This is a genomic window from Mucilaginibacter sp. (assembly GCF_041663085.1).
Lineage (GTDB): Bacteria > Bacteroidota > Bacteroidia > Sphingobacteriales > Sphingobacteriaceae > Mucilaginibacter.
In genome coordinates this window covers 1-19,610 of sequence record NZ_JBAZRC010000004.1, presented here as the reverse complement: position 1 = coordinate 19,610, position 19,610 = coordinate 1, and the positions used below count along the sequence as shown (strand labels likewise).

At 43.2% G+C, this 19,610-nt stretch carries 9 protein-coding genes; 4 read left to right on the top strand and 5 right to left on the bottom strand.

Annotation, left to right across the window (positions count from 1 at the left end):
- Nucleotides 1-83 precede the first annotated feature (83 nt).
- Together WC615_RS02510 and WC615_RS02505 are read left to right on the top strand one after the other, a co-directional pair.
- Entirely contained in the window at nucleotides 84-1,097 is a 1,014-nt protein-coding gene (locus tag WC615_RS02510; RefSeq protein WP_372976569.1) for an NAD-dependent epimerase/dehydratase family protein, read from the top strand.
- Nucleotides 1,098-1,154: 57 nt separating this feature from the next.
- Nucleotides 1,155-1,343 carry a hypothetical protein gene (locus WC615_RS02505; protein ID WP_372976568.1) on the top strand — a complete coding sequence of 63 codons (189 nt, stop codon included), beginning with the start codon at nucleotides 1,155-1,157 and terminating at the stop codon, nucleotides 1,341-1,343.
- A 529-nt stretch (nucleotides 1,344-1,872) separates the two neighbouring features.
- Here the strand turns inward: WC615_RS02505 and gldB are convergent.
- Nucleotides 1,873-2,922, bottom strand: coding sequence for a gliding motility lipoprotein GldB (gldB, locus tag WC615_RS02500; protein WP_372976567.1), 1,050 nt, complete (start codon nucleotides 2,920-2,922; stop codon nucleotides 1,873-1,875).
- Between the two features lie 143 nt (nucleotides 2,923-3,065).
- Here gldB and WC615_RS02495 point away from each other — a divergent pair, with 143 nt between their 5' ends.
- The gene (locus WC615_RS02495) at nucleotides 3,066-4,715 is read left to right on the top strand and encodes an NAD+ synthase (RefSeq protein WP_372976566.1); all 1,650 of its coding nucleotides are present in this window, start codon (nucleotides 3,066-3,068) and stop codon (nucleotides 4,713-4,715) included.
- 96 nt (nucleotides 4,716-4,811) lie between these two features.
- Nucleotides 4,812-5,429: a DUF4136 domain-containing protein gene (locus WC615_RS02490; RefSeq protein ID WP_372976565.1), complete on the top strand. Its 618-nt coding sequence runs from the start codon at nucleotides 4,812-4,814 to the stop codon at nucleotides 5,427-5,429.
- A gap of 61 nt (nucleotides 5,430-5,490) precedes the next feature.
- On the opposite strand, the gene WC615_RS02485 is transcribed toward WC615_RS02490, so the two are convergent.
- The 4 genes from WC615_RS02485 to WC615_RS02470 form a co-directional block, all read right to left on the bottom strand.
- Entirely contained in the window at nucleotides 5,491-5,679 is a 189-nt protein-coding gene (locus WC615_RS02485; protein WP_372976564.1) for a hypothetical protein, read from the bottom strand.
- Between the two features lie 44 nt (nucleotides 5,680-5,723).
- Nucleotides 5,724-9,629 (bottom strand): DUF2341 domain-containing protein, encoded by a 3,906-nt coding sequence (locus WC615_RS02480; RefSeq protein ID WP_372976563.1) that lies wholly within the window; start codon nucleotides 9,627-9,629, stop codon nucleotides 5,724-5,726.
- A 497-nt stretch (nucleotides 9,630-10,126) separates the two neighbouring features.
- Nucleotides 10,127-15,094 (bottom strand): discoidin domain-containing protein, encoded by a 4,968-nt coding sequence (locus WC615_RS02475; protein WP_372976562.1) that lies wholly within the window; start codon nucleotides 15,092-15,094, stop codon nucleotides 10,127-10,129.
- A gap of 167 nt (nucleotides 15,095-15,261) precedes the next feature.
- Nucleotides 15,262-19,392 carry a DUF2341 domain-containing protein gene (locus WC615_RS02470; protein WP_372976561.1) on the bottom strand — a complete coding sequence of 1,377 codons (4,131 nt, stop codon included), beginning with the start codon at nucleotides 19,390-19,392 and terminating at the stop codon, nucleotides 15,262-15,264.
- Nucleotides 19,393-19,610 lie beyond the last annotated feature (218 nt).

Sequence of the window (19,610 nt, the reverse complement as noted above, 5' to 3'; positions counted from 1 at the left end):
TTTTGTATTTACTAATAACGCTAACTTTGGGAAAGGCACAATAAAAACTAATCATTTAAACTAAACAGAATACTTATACAATTATGATCACATCACTGGTAACCGGCGGCGCCGGGTTCATAGGCTCGCACGTAGCAAAGCATTGTTTAAACCTTGGCCACAAGGTTGTTGTTTTAGATGACCTGAGCGGCGGTTTTGAAGACCATGTGCCCGAAGGTGTTGAGTTTATTGTAGGGTCAATAAATGATGTGGAGCTGTTAGAGAAATTATTTGCCGAGCATAAGTTCGATTATGTGTACCACCTGGCAGCTTATGCCGCCGAAGGCTTATCGCATTTTATCCGCAGGTTTAATTACAATAACAACCTTATTGGATCTGTTAACCTGATTAACCTGGCTGTATTATATAAAGTTAAATGCTTTGTGTTTACCTCATCTATAGCGGTATACGGCGCAGGCCAGCTGCCAATGCTGGAGAGCATGGTGCCACAGCCCGAAGACCCTTACGGTGTAGCTAAATATGCTGTAGAGATGGATTTGAAAGCCGCTAAACACATGTTTGGTTTAAACTCGGTGATCTTCCGCCCGCATAATGTGTATGGCGAGAACCAGAACATTGGCGATAAGTACCGTAACGTGATCGGTATTTTTATGAACCAGATAATGCAGGAAAAACCAATGACCATTTTTGGCGATGGCGAGCAAACCCGCGCGTTCAGCTATATTGATGATGTTGCCCCGCACATTGCCAATTGCGTAAACGTACCTGCCGCTTACAACGAAGTATTTAACGTTGGTGCCGACAGGCCTTACACCGTTAACGAACTGGTACAGGTTGTTGCCAAAGAACTTGGCGTGCAACCAAAAGTTACCCACCTTGAAGCCCGTAAAGAAGTTTTACACGCGCACAGCGACCACTCTAAAGCTGCTAAAGTGTTTGGTAACAGCAAAAATGTAAGTTTAGAAGAGGGCATAGCTAAAATGGCTGCCTGGGCAAAAGTGGTTGGCTCAAGGGCCAGCGCCGAGTTCGAGAACATCGAGATTGAAGAGAACCTGCCGCAGGGATGGAGCAAGAAAGAAAAGGCTGTTAATTCATAAAAAAGATTATCGCTTTTTCGGTAAACATTTATATTTTTGTGCCAAATACATAAGCAAATGCAACAGTCAACAGAAAACGCTAATTCAGTAAGCCACTATACATTTTTAGTTCTTACCATTGTTATAGGTTTAGTAGGTGTATACTTACGTTTTGCAGAGTTTCCTCATGCTACATTAATTTCAAACCTGATCTTATTAGTTGCATCGGGCTTGTGCCTTAAAGCTGTTTTTGGCATCCTGAAATAAGAATCTTTTATACGATATAAAAAAGCGCTACCATTTTGGCAGCGCTTTTTTTGTGGGTTATCTTTTGTAGAGACGCGATACTTCGCATCTCCGGTAATTGCAGTTGAGCCCGGGCTTTAAGCTCAAATTTCGAAAAAAGTCTGTCCCATTTTGTTCCATTCGGGACAAAATGGGACAGACCTTACTTTTGTAAAAAGCTGATTATTAGGTTTTTGTAATAAATATCCGCTTTGATTTATTCTTGCCAATACGCACCCAAAAAGGCCGTATCAAGGGCGAAAAAGGGCGAAAAAAAGTCAGGAAAAATCATGTTAGGTTTGCCTGTTCACTTGACTTGTTCCATTTTCAAAAAAATGGAACAAAAACCGAATTTTATAAATCATTGCTTATGAGTTTTTAAACCAAAAAATCATGAAGCTTTACTTGAGATACTGACAAGATTTTGTCAGTAATAACTATCTGATTATCAATATATTAAAGTTGTCCCGCTTGTCCCGTTTTAGAAATGGAACAAGACGGTATAGCAACGCTACTCTTTAACATTCTTAGGACGGTATTTTGATTCGTTCAGGATCTTTTGGGCATCCCGCTCGGCCATTAGCTGGGGCAGGGTTACGCTGGGGTGCTTATCCATATATTGCCTTACTATTTGCCAGCCTGTCCACACTCCAAGTTTCGGTGCCGAATCGTTGCTGTCGCCAAGGCCGGGGGTAAAAGGTGCCTCGTTCAGGTACTTTTGTATCTTCTGAAAATCAGTTTCGTAAAGCAGGTTCTCTTCTAAAAAGTACCCCCAGATATTACCCTTAAAATCCTCACACCATTTTAATTGCTGCGCGGTGTAACCAATTTTAGTAGAATCGGCCACATCGGGTAATATTTTGTCCATAAAGTATAATATTTTGCCGCTATAAACCATTTTGGATAGCAGCGAATTATCCCGTTCATTCTCCGGGAACATATCCTCCCGGGCCATGCCTTCTACCACGCGCGGGGTAATATTATCGGGTGTAAAACGGCGCGATATATAACGCGGAAAGCTCTCTACCAGGGCCGGGTAAAAACGCGAGTTGGCACCCAGGAAAAGATCGAGCCCGATGCCAAAATAACCATCGCCAATAGTAGTTTGCGCCTGGAAGCCAGAAAAGTAAGTATACACTTTTGGCAATTGCTTTTGCGGGTAGTAATATTTTATATGGCGAAACGCATCAGTTAGTTCAGCATTAAGTTTATCGGTATTGGGGTAAGCGGCGTCAACATCGTGTTTAAGATCGGTGTATGCCTTACCCGCAAAAACATCGTGCAGGTTTTTGTAATAATTTGTATCGGCAGTACTACCTATTTTAATTACGCGTTCAATAAAATCCTGGTAAAACGCACCGTACTTATTTTGTAGTGCAGCTATTTGCGGGGTAAGTGGTTTTGTGCGTAACTGGTCGAAATCTTTATCAAAGCGTTCAACCTTTACATCAACCGGGATATTGCTTACATCAACCTTTTTATTGCGGTTGCAGGCGGCAAATACCAGGCACACAAAAAAACTTACATAAATAAGTGTTGTTTTACACGAATAAGACATCATATATAGCGTTTTAGCAAAAATAATTTTTTTATTTGCATTAAGGGAGGTTAGTGAATAGTAAGTGGTGAGCAGTTGAATGGTTTCATTCGCTGCGGGCTTATTAACTACTCACCGCTAAACCAATTACTACTCACTGGAAAAAAATGAAAATAGCATTAGCCCAGCTTAATTATCACGTCGGTAACTTCGAATCTAACACCAATAAAATAATTGCCAGCATCCGCGAAGCTAAACAAAACGGGGCCGACCTGGTGGTTTTTGCCGAACTATGTGTTTGCGGTTACCCCGCGCGAGATTTTTTGGAGTTTAATGAATTTATAAGCCTTTGTGATGCTGCAGCAAAACAAATTGCCGCCGAGTGTAAGGATATTGCCTGCATTATAGGCCTGCCAACACCAAACTATAACTCCGAAGGAAAAGACCTTAATAACTCCGCATATTTTATTGAAAATGGCGAGATAAAAGCAGTTGTAAACAAAGCGCTTTTACCTAACTATGATATTTTTGACGAGTACCGGTACTTTGAGCCGTCAACAAGTTTTAATTGTATTGATTTTAAGGGCAAACGCATAGCATTAACCATATGCGAGGATCTATGGAATACAATTGAGAACCCCTTGTATGTTACAAGGCCAATGGATACGCTGATCAGGCAAAATCCGGATGTGATGATCAATATCGCCGCGTCGCCGTTTGCGTATAATCATGATGAAGAACGAATTGCTATTTTGAGCGATAACGCGCGTAGATACAAGTTGCCGCTGTTATACGTTAACCACGTTGGCGCGCAAACCGAATTGATTTTTGACGGCGGATCATTAGTGTTTGATAAAGCCGGTAACATTGCCGATGAGATGCCATATTTTAAAGAGCACACGGCATACTATACTTTAGAGGATAATGGTGATTTAACCTTTGAGCACCAAACAACCCAAATGGCCGATCGCGAAAGCGATATTGAGCAGATCCATCAGGGGTTGATTTTAGGCATCCGCGATTATTTTTATAAATCGGGCTTTAAACAAGCTATCCTGGGTTTATCAGGCGGGATAGATTCGGCCGTGGTGTGCGTACTGGCTGCTGAGGCGCTTGGCCCGGAGAATGTAATGGCGGTGCTGCTGCCATCCAAATTCTCAAGCGATCATTCGCTTAAAGATGCGGAAGACCTGGTTGCCAACCTGGGCTGTAAATCAGAAACCGTTGCCATTGAAAAAATAACCGATGCTTTTGAAACCGCATTGCACCCGCAGTTTGCCAACCTGCCGTTTAATATTGCCGAAGAGAATATACAATCGCGCAGCAGGGCGGTATTGCTGATGGCTATGTGCAATAAGTTCGGTTACATCCTGCTTAATACATCAAATAAAAGCGAGGCAGCCGTTGGTTACGGCACTCTTTATGGCGATATGTGCGGCGGTATCTCCGTTATTGGCGATGTATTTAAAACGCAGGTTTTTCAATTGGCACGCCACCTTAACCGCGAGCGCGAAGTAATCCCCGTGAATACGATTGTTAAACCACCATCGGCCGAATTAAGACCTGATCAAAAGGATACTGATTCATTACCGGAGTATGATATTTTGGATGCGATACTGGTGCAGTATATAGAACAGCGCCGGTCATCTGCAGAAATAATTAAACAGGGCTTTGAAGATGCCGTGGTGCATAAAGTATTACGACTGGTTAACATGGCCGAGCACAAACGTTACCAAACACCACCTATATTAAGGGTTTCGCCCAAGGCATTTGGGATGGGGAGGCGTATGCCGATTGTAGGGAAATATTTAACGTAAAATAAGGTATAAAAATTTATTTTTGATTTGCATTAAAACCGATTAAACCTTTGCAGATCAATAAGTCTAAGAGTTATAAAAAAACATGGTGAGGCTATGAAAAAATATATTTATTTAGTGTTGGCAGTGGCTTTTGTATCGGCCCTGTCGGCTTGCAGCAGTTATAACTATTATACAGCTGCCCAAAACAAAACCAATTTAAGTAAATACCGCACATTTGCCTGGGCTGCCCAGGAACGAAACCCTAACAAACAATGGCGCCCGCTTGATGAAATTGGCAATGGTAAAATACAGGAAGCCACCAAAGTAGCCTTAGCAGGCAAAGGCTTAACACTTGAGCAGCAAAACCCCGATTTGCTGGTACGCTATGCAACTGTAACTGGTAGGGGTACTAAAACAGAATTTTACTCGCCTTACTACAGTGGCTTTTATGGCGGCTGGGGCTGGGGTGGTTTTTATCGCCCTTATTGGGGCTTTGGCTGGGGTGGCCCATGGGGTTATGGCTGGGGCGGTGGTACCTACGCACAAAAAGTGCATTATAAAGAAGGTACCATTATTATTGACCTGATTGACAGCAGAACCCAGCAACTGGTATGGCGTGGCTATGGTGTTGGCGAATTGCGTAACCCCAAACAAACCATGCGTGATATACCTAAAGTTGTTGAGGGGATTATTAAGCAGTTAGACTTAGCACCACCAATGCGTAAATCATAAAAATATAGGATAATAAAAAGGGGCGCAATTTGCACCCCTTTTTATTATGTGTAAGCCCTTACTATGCTGTAAGGGTTTTTTGTTTTTGATGTAATTTATATGCGCCAAAAATAACTGCGGCAATAACTAAAACATATACCCAGGTATCAAGCGGTAGGTGACAACCATTCGGATCATAAGCCGGGTCATCCGGATCGCCCGGGCATGGTGTTTCATCTGTTTGGGCAAAAGCGGTGCTTATGCTTAACATAAAGGTTAAAATAACTAAAACGAAACTATACTTTCTGCACATATCTAAAGCTTAATAAATTTACCCGTCAGTAGTGTCTTTTTACTATTGTTATTTGTTAACTCTATACTGTAACTACCTGGCGTTAATGATGATATATCCTGCTGGCCTGTTGGTGTTGTAAAGATACTGTTTTTCATTAATATACCCATAGAGTTATATACTTTCAAGGTTATAGTACCCTTTGTACCTTCTTTAAGGCTAAATTGAATAACATTAGTAGCAGGGTTGGGGAATATGGTAAAAGAGCCGCTTCCCTGAGTTGAAATAATAATGATATCAGAATAAGTTACGCGGTTGTTAATATCCGTTTGTTTTAAACGGTAATAAATATCGGCAGTTCTCTTGTCGTTATAAATATCTTTAAAAGAGTAAGTACCCATGGAAGCCGACCTCATGTTTTTTACGGCCTCAAAGGTTGCCCCGTCTGCACTTTTCTGTAGCTCAAAAGAAGTGTAATCATATTCGTTTGCGGTGTTCCACTTTAACATTACATCATTAGCCACCCTTTGCCCTTTAAACGAGATAAGTTGGTAAGGCGGGAGGTTTTTTTTGCGGATCACCACCTCAAACCGGCTGTTGCCAAAAGTTTGCGGGTTTGCTTTATCGAGGTTGAAATGATAAACGCTGTTTGCCCTCAGATCGAGCGAATCATTTTTAAAATGATCCATCAGCCATACATCATATACCTCGGGAATGCCGGCCATATTTATTTTTTCAATACTATAAGTGCCACTGTAATTGTCATTAGCGCTTAAGAACACCGAAGAACCCTGTTGCCCCAATGGTTGCGATGCGATGGCCACCAGGTGGTTATCGCTGGTCATGGCGCCAAAAAACACATTCTGCCCCGGGCCGTTCAGGTCGTCAGCATCTTCCATCTCATCATATTCGTATTTATAAGTATCCAGGTAACGCAGATAAGTAATATCGTAGTTGGCGCTATCCTGTACCATTTTAAGGCTGATCATGGGTACTTCGGTGCCCATTGGTTTACCCAGCAACAAACTTGCCCCCGCAGGCTGGTTGGCTGTTTTTAAAGATTCGGTAAAGTTGATGGAACTTGTAGCGCTGTTTGATTTTACAAAGAATCCCTGCCCGCTGGCAATGGTAACAGCGGATGGCTGAGCGGTAATACTGTTAGAATTAGAAAGATAGGTATACACGGTATTTGTAGTACCTGCGAGTGTTGCGTTTGCGCTGCCGCTTGGCATTAGTATACTTGAGGGGTAGGGGTTGCCAACCTGGTTAAAACCCGCGTTGGCGTTCGAGAGGGGGTAGGTGAACGATTGCTGGTTAAGCGCCCCGGTTTGCAGCCCCACTACGTTAGCCTCGGGAGCAGGGTAGGCGCTGCCGCTTTTAACAAGTTTATTGGCCCCTGTTCTGCTTCCCCTGAAGTAAAAATAAAAACCTGATCCGATATTACGGTTTGCAATAGTCGGATCTGAGGGCCAGGTGAACAGTTTGGTAGCCGTGTTATAAAACAAAATGGTAGGGCCATTATTGGCAGATGCATCAAAATTGGTACCCGAGCCGGTGATATTAAGATTGGTTTTTAAGCTTGTAAAGTTATACATGGCTGATGCCGATGAAGGCACAGTTGCCGTATTATTAACGGGCGAGCTCATGAGTCTCCATCCGCGGTTTGCTATTAAACCACCTGTAAACCATCGCTCAACAGTTACGTTGCCGGTTATGGTACGGGCTGTGCTGGTTATTTCGGCCACCCTTGCTGTAAAGGTACCCGAGCTTTTCAGGGTTAAGGCGCCGCTGTTTGCATTATCAATAAAAAGGCTTCCGCTGCTTAGGGTAAGGGTGTTGTACAGATCGACCGGCCCCCCCATTATTTTAACCTGCCCGTTTGCTGCCGTATTGTTAACTATAAAATTACCAACCTGTGCTGTATTTGCAGTTGTAGTATTACCGGTGTAAAGCTGTGGCGTAAACGATCCATTCCAGGTAATGGTTGAGGCATTGGTTACGCCCGCTGTATTGATACGCCCACTATTATAAACATTGCAGCCCACGGTAAGTATGCTGCTGCCCAAACTAATGTTTGCCCCTGATGCTATAGTTAACCCAAAAAAAGAAGCATCTGCAGTTAGCGCAGGGTAAGTAGTTAACCCGGTTGGTATTACTACACTGGCAGAACCATCTGTAGGGATGGCGACGGTAGCAACCGGGTTACCTGTTGCAGGGGTTTTCCAGTTACCGGCTGTTGCCGCATCTGCACTACTTGCCCCTGTCCAGGTGTAAACAAGGGAGCCGCCTATGGCTTTTGCGTTAGCCGCGTTTGTTGTAAAGTTTGCGCTAACCGTTGTAAATGTTGTTTGATTGTTTTGGTTATAATATTCGGCCTTTATCCAGTCGGCAGATTTTACGGTGTTAGAAACCCTTATCTCGTCCATCATACCTTTAAAAAAGTTGGCTGCCGCAAAGTCAGATCCAATGTAAACCGGGCCGCCAGCACCTGCTGCTACGCCTGTAGTTGTCGACCGGTCTACAGCACCGTCAAAATAGGTTAAAAAGTTGGTGCCATTGTATATACCCTGCACATAATGCCAACTACCGGTTGTTACAATTATGCCCCCGGTTTCGGCCCTGTTTAAACTTGCTGTACCGGTACTGGTACGTGTTTCTACTTCGGCTTTTACCGTTGTAGCGGTCCCCCCGTAATATCCCAATTTGTATCCACCGCTGGTATAGCTGGTTTCGTTGGTTATTATTTTTTGATCTGTGCTGGTAGTAAAATCGGTGACATAGGCCCAGCCTGATAGGGTAAAAACACTTGTAATATCTATAGGTACTGCGGTTATCATTTTGGTGCTGGTGCCATTAAATGTATAGGCTGACGTTATTTTACCGGCAGTTGTAGTTGCTGCATTAGTTGCTGTGGCCCATCTTTGGTTGGCTGTGGCATCTAAAATAGTGGTACTGGCCTCATTAAAATGATAAACAAGCTGGTAATCGCTGGTCCAAGTACCACGGGCAAAAGTAGCATCGTGTGCCGGGGTCAATGAGCCAAAATAAAATTTAAGCGATGTTGCTGCCGATGTAACACTTGGCACCTGCACCCATGCTAATAATGTGCCTGTTGTTGCATTAAAACTCTCTACCTGGTAAAATAATTCATCGGTGCCCGAGTTTGTTGTAAAGGCGAAATCGTATCCTGTTGCGCCACCGGTAGCAAACTGTATATTATTGGCGCAGTTAACGCCTGATTTTAAAGCATCCTCTTGTATATAAACCAGTGCAGGGAAATTTGTAAGGGTTGTGCTAATACCTGTTAAATTAGTATTTAAGGTAATTGCCTGGCTAAAAGCATAATTATTGGCAAATGGTTTTGTAACTACTATGGTTTGGTATGATGAGCTTGAACAACCATTTGCGTTTGTTGCGGTTACAGTAATTCTTTTGCGGCCGCCAGTAGTCCATGTAGCCGAAAACGGGCCGGTACCGCTGCCTGTACCTGTGCCACCATCATAATCTAATGAGTAGGTTATACCGGCAACAGGTGTTATTGCCACAGTTACGGCACCTCCAACTGCAACTGCCGATGGTGATACTGTAAAAGCAGGTGTCGCCGGTAAAGTATTGGCCGTTACAGTCACAGCTGTACGGTTACTTTCTATACTGTTGGATGTATAGCCAACATAATACGTTGTTGTTGCATTTATTACCGGTGTAACAAGTGTAGAACCTGTTGTACTTGATATTGGTGCGCCCCCTGTAGCTGCTGTATATAAATTATAAGTACCACCCGTTGGTAAACTGCCAGACACCGCAATGTTTGCCGTACTACCTATACAGGTTGATGTGGCCGGTGCCGTTGGCGTTGCAGGAATGACGGTTATAGTGGCAGTAGCCGGAGCTGAATTTGTTGGGGAGCCCAGCAAAGGGGTATAGTTCATTACGGCCGTAAGTGTATAAGTGCCGGGCACTAATGTGTTTGTTGTGAAAGTTACACCATATGGGAAACTATTATCTGATAACGGAGTGCCATTAAATGTAAAATTTACCCTGTTTACAACACCAAGAAGAGTAGGGGTTGCATTTGCGGTGGCTGTGTAATTTGTGCCGTATGTAAATGATGTTGGAGATGTTATTGTGATGCTTTGCGCCCCACATATATTATTTATAAAACATAAAATCACCCATAGGCTAAAGACTATAGTGCACCGGAGTAAACTATGTGAGTTTATTTTCAAAACAATGGGGGATTTCTCTTCAAAATTAGGTTGGCTAAAGGCCAAAGCCTACGAGCGCAACTGTTAGTTGCATAGAGAAAATTGAAATAAGTTTATTTATTAGTTAATAAACTTATTAGCACTGTTTATGAATAAATAACGATTAAAAACCCATTGTTATTTGTGACCCTTGGTTAGATACTGCGCCTGGTAGTTTAAAATTAAAGTTTTATAATCTTGCCCGTAAGTATTAATTTTTTGCTGGTAAGGTCGGTAATTTCTATAGTATAAGTGCCGGGTGTTAATGATGATATATCCTGCTGGCCGCTTGATGTAGTAAATGTACCCGATCGTACTGTAATACCCGTAGTATTAATAATGCGTAAACGCACAGACCCTTTAATATCATCTTTAAGATGATACTGAATAACATTGTTTGCGGGGTTAGGGAATATGCTAAACGTGCCATCGCCCTGTGTTGAAATGATAACCACGCTTGAGTAAGTTAGCACATCGTTAATATCGGTTTGTTTTAAACGGTAGTAAACATTGGCAGTGCCCTTGTCGTTATAAATATCTTTAAAAGAGTATGATCCCTGCGAACTTGACTTTATATTTCTTACAGTTTCAAAGGTCACCCCGTCGGCGCTTTTTTGTAATTCAAAAGAAGTATAATCATATTCGTTGGCTGTATTCCATTTTAACATCACATCGTTTGCTACTCTTTGCCCTTTAAATGAGATGAGTTGATAAGGCGGCAGATTTTTTTTGCGGATAACCACTTCAAAACGGCTAGTGCCATAAGTTTGCGGGTTTGTTTTATCAAGGTTGAATTTATAAACGCTGTTGGCCCTCAGATCGAGCGAATCATTTTTAAAGTGATCTATCAGCCATACATCATAAACAGCAGGTATCCCTCTAAGGTCCATTTTTTCGATACTGTATAACCCGCTAAAATTATCATTAACACTTAAAAATACCGAAGTTTTTTGCTTTTCTATAGGCTTTGAAGCAATGGCTACCATGTGGTTATCATCAGTAAGTGCGCTAAAGAAAACATTTTGTGCCTGCCCGTTCAGATCGTCGGCATCTTCCATTTCGTCATATTCCTTTTTGTAGGTATCCAGAAAGCGCACATAGGTAATATCGTAGTTGGCACTATCCTGTATCATTTTAAGGCTGATCATGGGTGCTTCGGTGCCCATTGGTTTGCCCAGCAACAAACTTGCCCCCACAGGCTGTGTTGCCGTTTTTAAAGATTCGGTAAAGCTTATGGAACTTGTAGCGCTGTTTGATTTAACAAAGAACCCTTGCCCGCTTGCTATGGTAACAGCCAATGGTTGCGAGATTACACTATTAGCGTTTGAAGCATAGGTGTACACAAAACCAGTGGTGCCTATGTAGGGAGTCCCTGCGCCACTGCCACTGCCGCTTGGCAGCGAGATGCTTGAGGGATAAGGGTTGCCAACCTGGTTAAAACCCGCGTTGGCGTTAGAGAGGGTGTAGGTGAACAGATGTTGGTTAAGCACCCCGGTTTGTAAGCCCACTACGTTAGCTTCGGGAGCGGGGTAGGCGCTGCCACTTTTAACAAGTTTATTGGCCCCTGTTCTGCTTCCCCTGAAGTAAAAATAAAAACCTGATCCGATATTACGGTTTGTAATAGTAGGATCTGAGGGCCAGGTGAACAGTTTGGTAGCCGTGTTATAAAACAAAATTGTAGGGCCGTTATTGGCAGATGCATCAAAGTTAGTACCCGAGCCGGTGATATTAAGATTGGTTTTTAAGCTTGTAAAGTTATACATGGCTGATGCCGACGAAGGTACGGTCGCTGTATTATTTACCGGCGAACTCATGAGCCTCCAGCCGCGGTTAGATGGGGCACCACCTGTAAACCATCGCTCTACAGTTACGTTGCCGGTTATGGTACGGGTAGTGCTGGTTATTTCGGCCACCCTTGCGGTAACCGTACCCGAGCTTTTCAGGGTTAAGGCACCGCTGTTTGTATTGTCAATAAACAGGCTTCCGCTGGTTAAGGTAAGGGTGTTGTACAAATCGATCGGGCCACCCATTATTTTAACTTGTCCGCTTGCTGCTGTGTTGTTTATGGTAATATTTCCAAACTGCGCTGTATTTGCACTGGTTGCAGTTGTATAAAGCTGGGGGGTGTAATTGCCGGCAAAAGTAATACCCGATGCTGTGCCCGAAATGGTGCCATTGTTATAGACGTTACATCCAACGGTGAGAGTAAAATTGCCCAGGTTTATGCTGGAACTGGGATCGACAGTAACACCGTATACTGAAAGACTTGACGACAGTGTTGGCTTTGTTGTTGTATTAGGGATTTTTAAGCTGGCGGTGCCATTGGTGGGCGGTAAGCCAGTAGTGCCGGCAGCTGCCGGTGTATTCCAGTTATTGGCTGTATTGGTGGTAGCATTTGTGCTTCCGGTCCAGGTATAAACAAGCGAACCCCCAATTGCCGAAGCAAGCGTAGGGTCGGCGGTTATGGTTGTAGCATAGTTTGTAAAAGTGGTATAGCTGTTTTGGTTTAAAAATTCCGCCTTTATCCAATCAGACGATTTTGCCGCACTTATTACACGGGGTTCATCAATCGTTCCGTTAAAATAATAGGTGTTGCCACCCTCGCCAACACCTATAAATAATGGACTGGTTGAAGTGGGCGAACCGGTGGTAGTTATAAGTTTACTTGAGGCACCGTTTACGTATGACCGCAAGGTATTGCCCGCAGCATCATAAACGGCTTGCACATAATACCAATCTGTTGCGTTCAATATAGGTGGAGTAGGTGTAGTAGAAGATCTGTTATTTTGTGGCGCTTCTCCTTCAACCGTATTATCGGTATACACGCCTAATTTGTAGCCGCCTGAACTGCTGCCGACCGAGGTTTGATTGGTCAGTATTTTTTGATCGCGGTTTAATGCACTAACTTTTATCCATCCGGATAGGGTAAAGGAAGATGTTATTGTAACTGCATCTGCCCCTACAAGCTGTGATGAGCCGTCAAATGTATAAGCTGTTCCAATTTTACCACCTACCCTGTTTGCCGCTAACATGTTTGCGGTTGTACCGCTATGCCCGTTTGTTGTAGCATCTGTAGTGGTAGATCCGGAAGCTGTGGCATCGCTAAAATGATACACCGCTTTATACTCGCTTGGCCATGTGCTTTTTGCAAAACTTCCCGGATGGGCGGGTGTTTTGGATCCAAAATAAAATGTAAGGTTAGTAGTGGTATTAGTTAGCGTGGGCACCAACACCCAAGCCAATAACGTACCGGTGCTTGCGGTAAAGCTTTCAACCTCGTAAGGTAATTCGGCAGTACCGCCTGTTGTTGTAAAGGCAAAGTCATAGCCATTACTACCACTTGTTGGGAATTGTATATTATTTGCGCAGTTATTGCCCGCTTTTAATGCTTCTTCCTGTATATATACTAATATCGGGATGTTAGAAACCGAGCCGGTCATACTGGCAGTGCTTGTATTAAATGATATAGGCTGGCTAAATGCATACGTACTTGCAACAGCTGCCACAGTTACTGTTATAGTTTGCAGATCGAAATTTGTACCGTCTGATGCTCTTATTATTACCACATAACTGCCTGCAACAGCCGCCGAATTAAGAACGAGTCCGCCGGTTAATGAATTTATTGTAAACAATGCAGCGTTAGCACCGCCCGATATGCTATAAGTTACTGTGTTATTAGCTGCTGTACCATCAGCATCAGTAGCGGTAACCGTAGTAACAGCTGTTGCGCCGGTTGCAACAATTACTACTGCGGTTGCCCCGCCACCATCAGATGTAATGACAGGGGTATTATCATTTACATCGGTTACGTTTATTGTGAGGTTTTGCGTTACCGGGGTTGTGCCATCCGTTGCCCGCACCGTAATGTTGTGTGATGTGGCGGTTTCGTAATCAAGCAAGGTGCCGTTAGCTACCGATACAACCCCCGTAGTAGCGTTAATGGCAAAGCGTCCACCGGCATTATCTGTTAATGAGTATGTTTCGGCAATGGTGCCGTAAGCTTCAAACTCCCATATAGAGAAACCATAACCGGTTGTACGCGCAGTACCCACTATGCGTATGTACCGGCCAATAGCTGTATTGCTATAGGTAAGTATTGTGGGGGTTGTGTTTGCGCCATTTGCTACCGTGTTATTGGTTACTGTTGCATAATTGGTATAGCTAACATTATCTGTTGATGTTTGTATGGTATAATTTTTACCGGCCGCTGTTTCCCAGTTTATTTTTACCTGGTTTATGTTATAATTGCGGCCAAGGTCAACCATAAAGGTCTGCGGGTCGCTAAAATCGCTTGACCACCGGCTACCGGTTGTGCCTATCCCATCAACAGCAAACGCGCCATTGTAAGTTCCGGAGCCACCACCTTCGTAAGAAGTTACGGTTACGGGTTTGTTGAGCGCTATGTTGCCTGTAGTGGTGGTAGTAGCCGCGGCGGTTAAACCAACAAGTGTGCCATTGGCGGAGTTTTCTGCAACTGCATTTGTAGCGGCATTAGCATCAGTTATAAGCAAGGGCGCCGCATTATCAACAATAATATCGTCAATACGTATACCACCTTGTGCTGTTGCAGACCCTGTGCCTGTACCAAAACCGGTAATTACTATATCATCAACATTATCAAACGCCGCACTAAATATAATCGCGGTTTTACCGGTGGATGTAAACGTTTGCGTTTGGGTAGCTACAGAAACACCTTCCCTGTAGCCGGTAAATGTTAAAAGCCTTGAACCTGCCGCCACTAGCATCAGGTTTAAAGATGTTAGCGAAAAAGGATCTCCCACAGCATTTAGTGTGGCGCTTGTACCGCTTGCACTACCCGATGCTACACTCCTGATACGTATTTCTGAAATGTTTACGCCTGTGTTGTTACGCGTAAAAGTTAAGTTCGGGTCGGCAGTTGCCCCTGCGGTCGCTATGGTAACACCATTGCCAGAGGCTTTTATAGTGAATTCTAAACCAAGGCCCTGTGCGTTGGTAATTGGCGGTATGGGTACGTATGTAGCCGTAGTTGTAGTAGTGGTAGTTTGGTTGGTTCCGTTGCCAACGCCGGTAAAATTTACCGTGCTGGGATATGGGGTTTGTGCGAATGCCGCACCACTCAAAAGTGAAAAAAATACAGCAATAGTGAGGGATTGTAAATGTGTCTTCAAATTTAGGGGATTTAGTTGTAAAACTACAATTTATACCCCAAAATGGGAAAGTTTTTTATTTAATAGTTAATTAAATTACCGCCCAATTTTGTAACTTTTAAATAAGTGTTTGCTTGATAAAGGTCTTGATTGCTTTTTATGCAATGTAATCAGGCTTTTTTGCCAATTTACATTTTTATGAATTTCCCGGTAAGGATTACTTTTTTATTATTAAAGTCGGTTATCTTAATGATGTAATTGCCAGGTAGTAATGAAGCTATATCCTGTTTGCCGGTAGTGCCGGTAAAAGCGCTTGATTTTACCAATGCGCCCATTGCGTTAAAAATGCTTAATCGTACAGATGACGGTTTAAGGGTTTGGATTAAACTAAATTGAATAACATTAGTAGCAGGGTTGGGGAATATGTTAAAAGAGCCGTTTCCCTGAGTTGAAATAATAATGATATCAGAATAAGTTACGCGGTTGTTAATATCCGTTTGTTTTAAGCGGTAATAAATATCGGCAGTTCTCTTGTCGTTATAAATATCTTTAAAAGAGTAAGTACCCATGGAAGCCGACCTCATGTTTTTTACGGCCTCAAAGGTTGCCCCGTCTGCACTTTTCTGTAGCTCAAAAGAAGTGTAATCATATTCGTTTGCGGTGTTCCACTTTAACATTACATCATTAGCCACCCTTTGCCCTTTAAACGAGATAAGTTGGTAAGGCGGGAGGTTTTTTTTGCGGATCACCACCTCAAACCGGCTGTTGCCAAAAGTTTGCGGGTTTGCTTTATCGAGGTTGAAATGATAAACGCTGTTTGCCCTCAGATCGAGCGAATCATTTTTAAAATGATCCATCAGCCATACATCATATACCTCGGGAATGCCGGCCATATTTATTTTTTCAATACTATAAGTGCCACTGTAATTGTCATTAGCGCTTAAGAACACCGAAGAACCCTGTTGCCCCAATGGTTGCGATGCGATGGCCACCAGGTGGTTATCGCTGGTCATGGCGCCAAAAAACACATTCTGCCCCGGGCCGTTCAGGTCGTCAGCATCTTCCATCTCATCATATTCGTATTTATAAGTATCCAGGTAACGCAGATAAGTAATATCGTAGTTGGCGCTATCCTGTACCATTTTAAGGCTGATCATGGGTACTTCGGTGCCCATTGGTTTACCCAGCAACAAACTTGCCCCCGCAGGCTGGTTGGCTGTTTTTAAAGATTCGGTAAAGTTGATGGAACTTGTAGCGCTGTTTGATTTTACAAAGAATCCCTGCCCGCTGGCAATGGTAACAGCGGATGGCTGAGCGGTAATACTGTTAGAATTAGAAAGATAGGTATACACGGTATTTGTAGTACCTGCGAGTGTTGCGTTTGCGCTGCCGCTTGGCATTAGTATACTTGAGGGGTAGGGGTTGCCAACCTGGTTAAAACCCGCGTTGGCGTTCGAGAGGGGGTAGGTGAACGATTGCTGGTTAAGCGCCCCGGTTTGCAGCCCCACTACGTTAGCCTCGGGAGCAGGGTAGGCGCTGCCGCTTTTAACAAGTTTATTGGCCCCTGTTCTGCTTCCCCTGAAGTAAAAATAAAAACCTGATCCGATATTACGGTTTGCAATAGTCGGATCTGAGGGCCAGGTGAACAGTTTGGTAGCCGTGTTATAAAACAAAATGGTAGGGCCATTATTGGCAGATGCATCAAAATTGGTACCCGAGCCGGTGATATTAAGATTGGTTTTTAAGCTTGTAAAGTTATACATGGCTGATGCCGATGAAGGCACAGTTGCCGTATTATTAACGGGCGAGCTCATGAGTCTCCATCCGCGGTTTGCTATTAAACCACCTGTAAACCATCGCTCAACAGTTACGTTGCCGGTTATGGTACGGGCTGTGCTGGTTATTTCGGCCACCCTTGCTGTAAAGGTACCCGAGCTTTTCAGGGTTAAGGCGCCGCTGTTTGCATTATCAATAAAAAGGCTTCCGCTGCTTAGGGTAAGGGTGTTGTACAGATCGACCGGGCCCCCCATTATTTTAACCTGCCCGTTTGCTGCCGTATTGTTAACTATAAAATTACCAACCTGTGCGGGTGCTGTGGTACTTACCCCCACATAACTTTGGATTGGAACTGTGCCATTCCAGGTAATTTGTGATGCGGGGTTGGTGTTATATAATATACCGCCTGTGGTATTATTGTTATTGTAAATATTGCACCCTACGCTTAAAACGTTCCCGCTTAAATTAACAGTTGCCGTGCCATTAAGTGTAATACCATATACAGCAGCATTTGAATTTAGTGTCAGCGATTTGCCGGTAGGGATTATTAATGTTGCTGTGCCATTAAATGCCGGCGCAAGGTTTGTAACACCCGAAGTTGTATTGTCCCAGTTAGTGGCATCGGTATAGTTACTGGTTGCCCCTTTATAAGTATAAGATAGCGCGCCGGGTATAGATGCTGCAATTGCCTGTGTTACGGTAACGGCAGCGCTATAATCTGTAAAAGTAGAGGGGGTTGTTTGGTTTATAAACTCAGCTTTTATCCAATCGTCAGATTTTATAACATTTGATATACGTACCTCATCCATTAAACCCTTATAAAAGTTCTCATCAGTAGTGCTGCGATGATCAATACCCATGGTAACAACATTACCAGCTAACGGAGTTATTGAAGATGCAATCTTGGTAAGTGTTGTTGTAGCCGGTACGCCATCTACGTAATTTTTAAAAGTAGTGCCGGTGAATACCCCCTGCACATAATGCCAGTTGGTTGCAACGGTTCCGCCATCGCCAAGGTTACCTACCGTAGTTATTAAATTGGTGCTTCTGGTTTCTGTTTCAACAACATTTGCTTTTACGCCTAATTTATACCCGGGGCCATAATCTAATTCGTTAGATACTATTTTATTATCGCCGCCCGGGTTAGTAACAGATACCCAGGCCGATAATGTAAACGTGCCAGTAATATTGGCAGTTTTGCTACTTATAATTTTTGAAGTGCCACTGAAGCTGTACCCTCCGCCTGTAAGGCCCGCAGCCAGGTGTATCTTATCGTCAGATGCAGTAACGTTAGTTGGTACTCCATCTACATCATTATTAGTTGCATCCAAAACAGTACTGGTAGCCGGGTTTTCATTAAAGTGATACACAGCCAGGTAATCAGACGCCCAGGTGCTGCTGTAAAAAGCTGCACTATGCGCCGGGTTTAATGATCCAAAATAAAAGCTTAATGTATTATTTGTAGCAGCATATAAGGTTGGCAGTTTAACCCACACCAGTAAAGTGCCAGTGCTTTGGTCGTAGCTTTCAACCTGGTAGTTTAATTCGGCGGCAGAAGAGGGGTCAATAAAAGCAAAATCGTAGTTTGTTCCGGGGCTGCCGTTAAAATCGCCATTCGGGTAACGCACCTGGTTGTTGCATTTGTTGTTAATTATTAAAGCGTTATCCTTAATATAAACAAGTACCGGGAAATTGGTTTGATTATTTGTTATACCAAGGGTGGAGTTTTTTAACGTTAGTTGTTTTTTGAACGCATAGCTGGCGGCTGCTGTGGTGGCAGGTAATACAGTAACAGTAGTACTAAACTCAGCGGACGATACTGTGCCCGAAGCGGCGGTAATGCCAATAGTATATAAACCGGGCGGTACCGATGCCGAGTTTAAACTTACACCCCCCGTAGCGGAGTTGATGGTAAAATAATCGTTCGGAGTTGTGGTTAATGAATAGGATACAGCAGGGCTGCCATATATTTGAAATTCAAAAAGCGAGTAGCCTGATGTACCGCCACCACGTACCGTACCTAACATACGTACATACCTGCCTGATGAGGCGATTGAGGGTGTTATATTGTCGGTTGCACCGTTTTCGGTAGTTGTGCTGTAGATGTCTGTCCAGGTGGTGGTATTGTTAGAAACCTGTATTTTATAAGATTTTCCATACGTGGTTCCCCAAATTAAGGTAACCGCGTTAATGTTATAAATAGCTCCCAGGTCGATATATATCGATTGCGGATCGGAAGCAGCGCTCGACCAGCGCGTCGTCAGGTTATTATCTAAAACCGCATTTGCCGGGAATGAGGTAGCGTTTTCAAAAGAACTTGCTGTAGCAGTTTTACCAATAGAAAGGTTTACGCCCGTATTGCCGCTTACTGTAGATGCGGCCGTAATGTTTACAAGGGTACCTGTTGCCGAATAGGCAGTTACGCTATTTGTAACAGCGTTTGCATCTGATGGAGTAGTTACAGTTTGTGAAAATACATTTGCTACACTTAAAAAGTGTAACAAAAAAACCATAGCGGTGTATTTTAGTACGCGTATCTTCAAATTACGGGGGATTTATTTGAAAAAAACAACTAATAATTATATAGCATGTGCTGCAAGCATAGTTATACGTAAAGCGCCTCAAAAAGTTAGTCAATAGTTAATTTATTTATCAAAATATTACAATTATTAAGTTAAAGTAATTAAAATGTAGTATGTAAGTTGCTTGTATACAGGCTTTTGGCATAGGTTTGGCATTGCCAGGGCATAAAAAAAACCGG

What these genes read in the sequence shown, in the direction of transcription:
- WC615_RS02505 (WP_372976568.1), top strand. Translation starts at nt 1,155, where the DNA reads ATGCAACAGTCAACAGAAAACGCTAATTCAGTAAGCCACTATACATTT.
- WC615_RS02485 (WP_372976564.1), bottom strand. Translation starts at nt 5,679, where the DNA reads ATGTTAAGCATAAGCACCGCTTTTGCCCAAACAGATGAAACACCATGC.
- gldB (WP_372976567.1), bottom strand. Translation starts at nt 2,922, where the DNA reads ATGATGTCTTATTCGTGTAAAACAACACTTATTTATGTAAGTTTTTTT.
- WC615_RS02510 (WP_372976569.1), top strand. Translation starts at nt 84, where the DNA reads ATGATCACATCACTGGTAACCGGCGGCGCCGGGTTCATAGGCTCGCAC.
- WC615_RS02490 (WP_372976565.1), top strand. Translation starts at nt 4,812, where the DNA reads ATGAAAAAATATATTTATTTAGTGTTGGCAGTGGCTTTTGTATCGGCC.
- WC615_RS02480 (WP_372976563.1), bottom strand. Translation starts at nt 9,629, where the DNA reads ATGAACTATACCCCTTTGCTGGGCTCCCCAACAAATTCAGCTCCGGCT.
- WC615_RS02495 (WP_372976566.1), top strand. Translation starts at nt 3,066, where the DNA reads ATGAAAATAGCATTAGCCCAGCTTAATTATCACGTCGGTAACTTCGAA.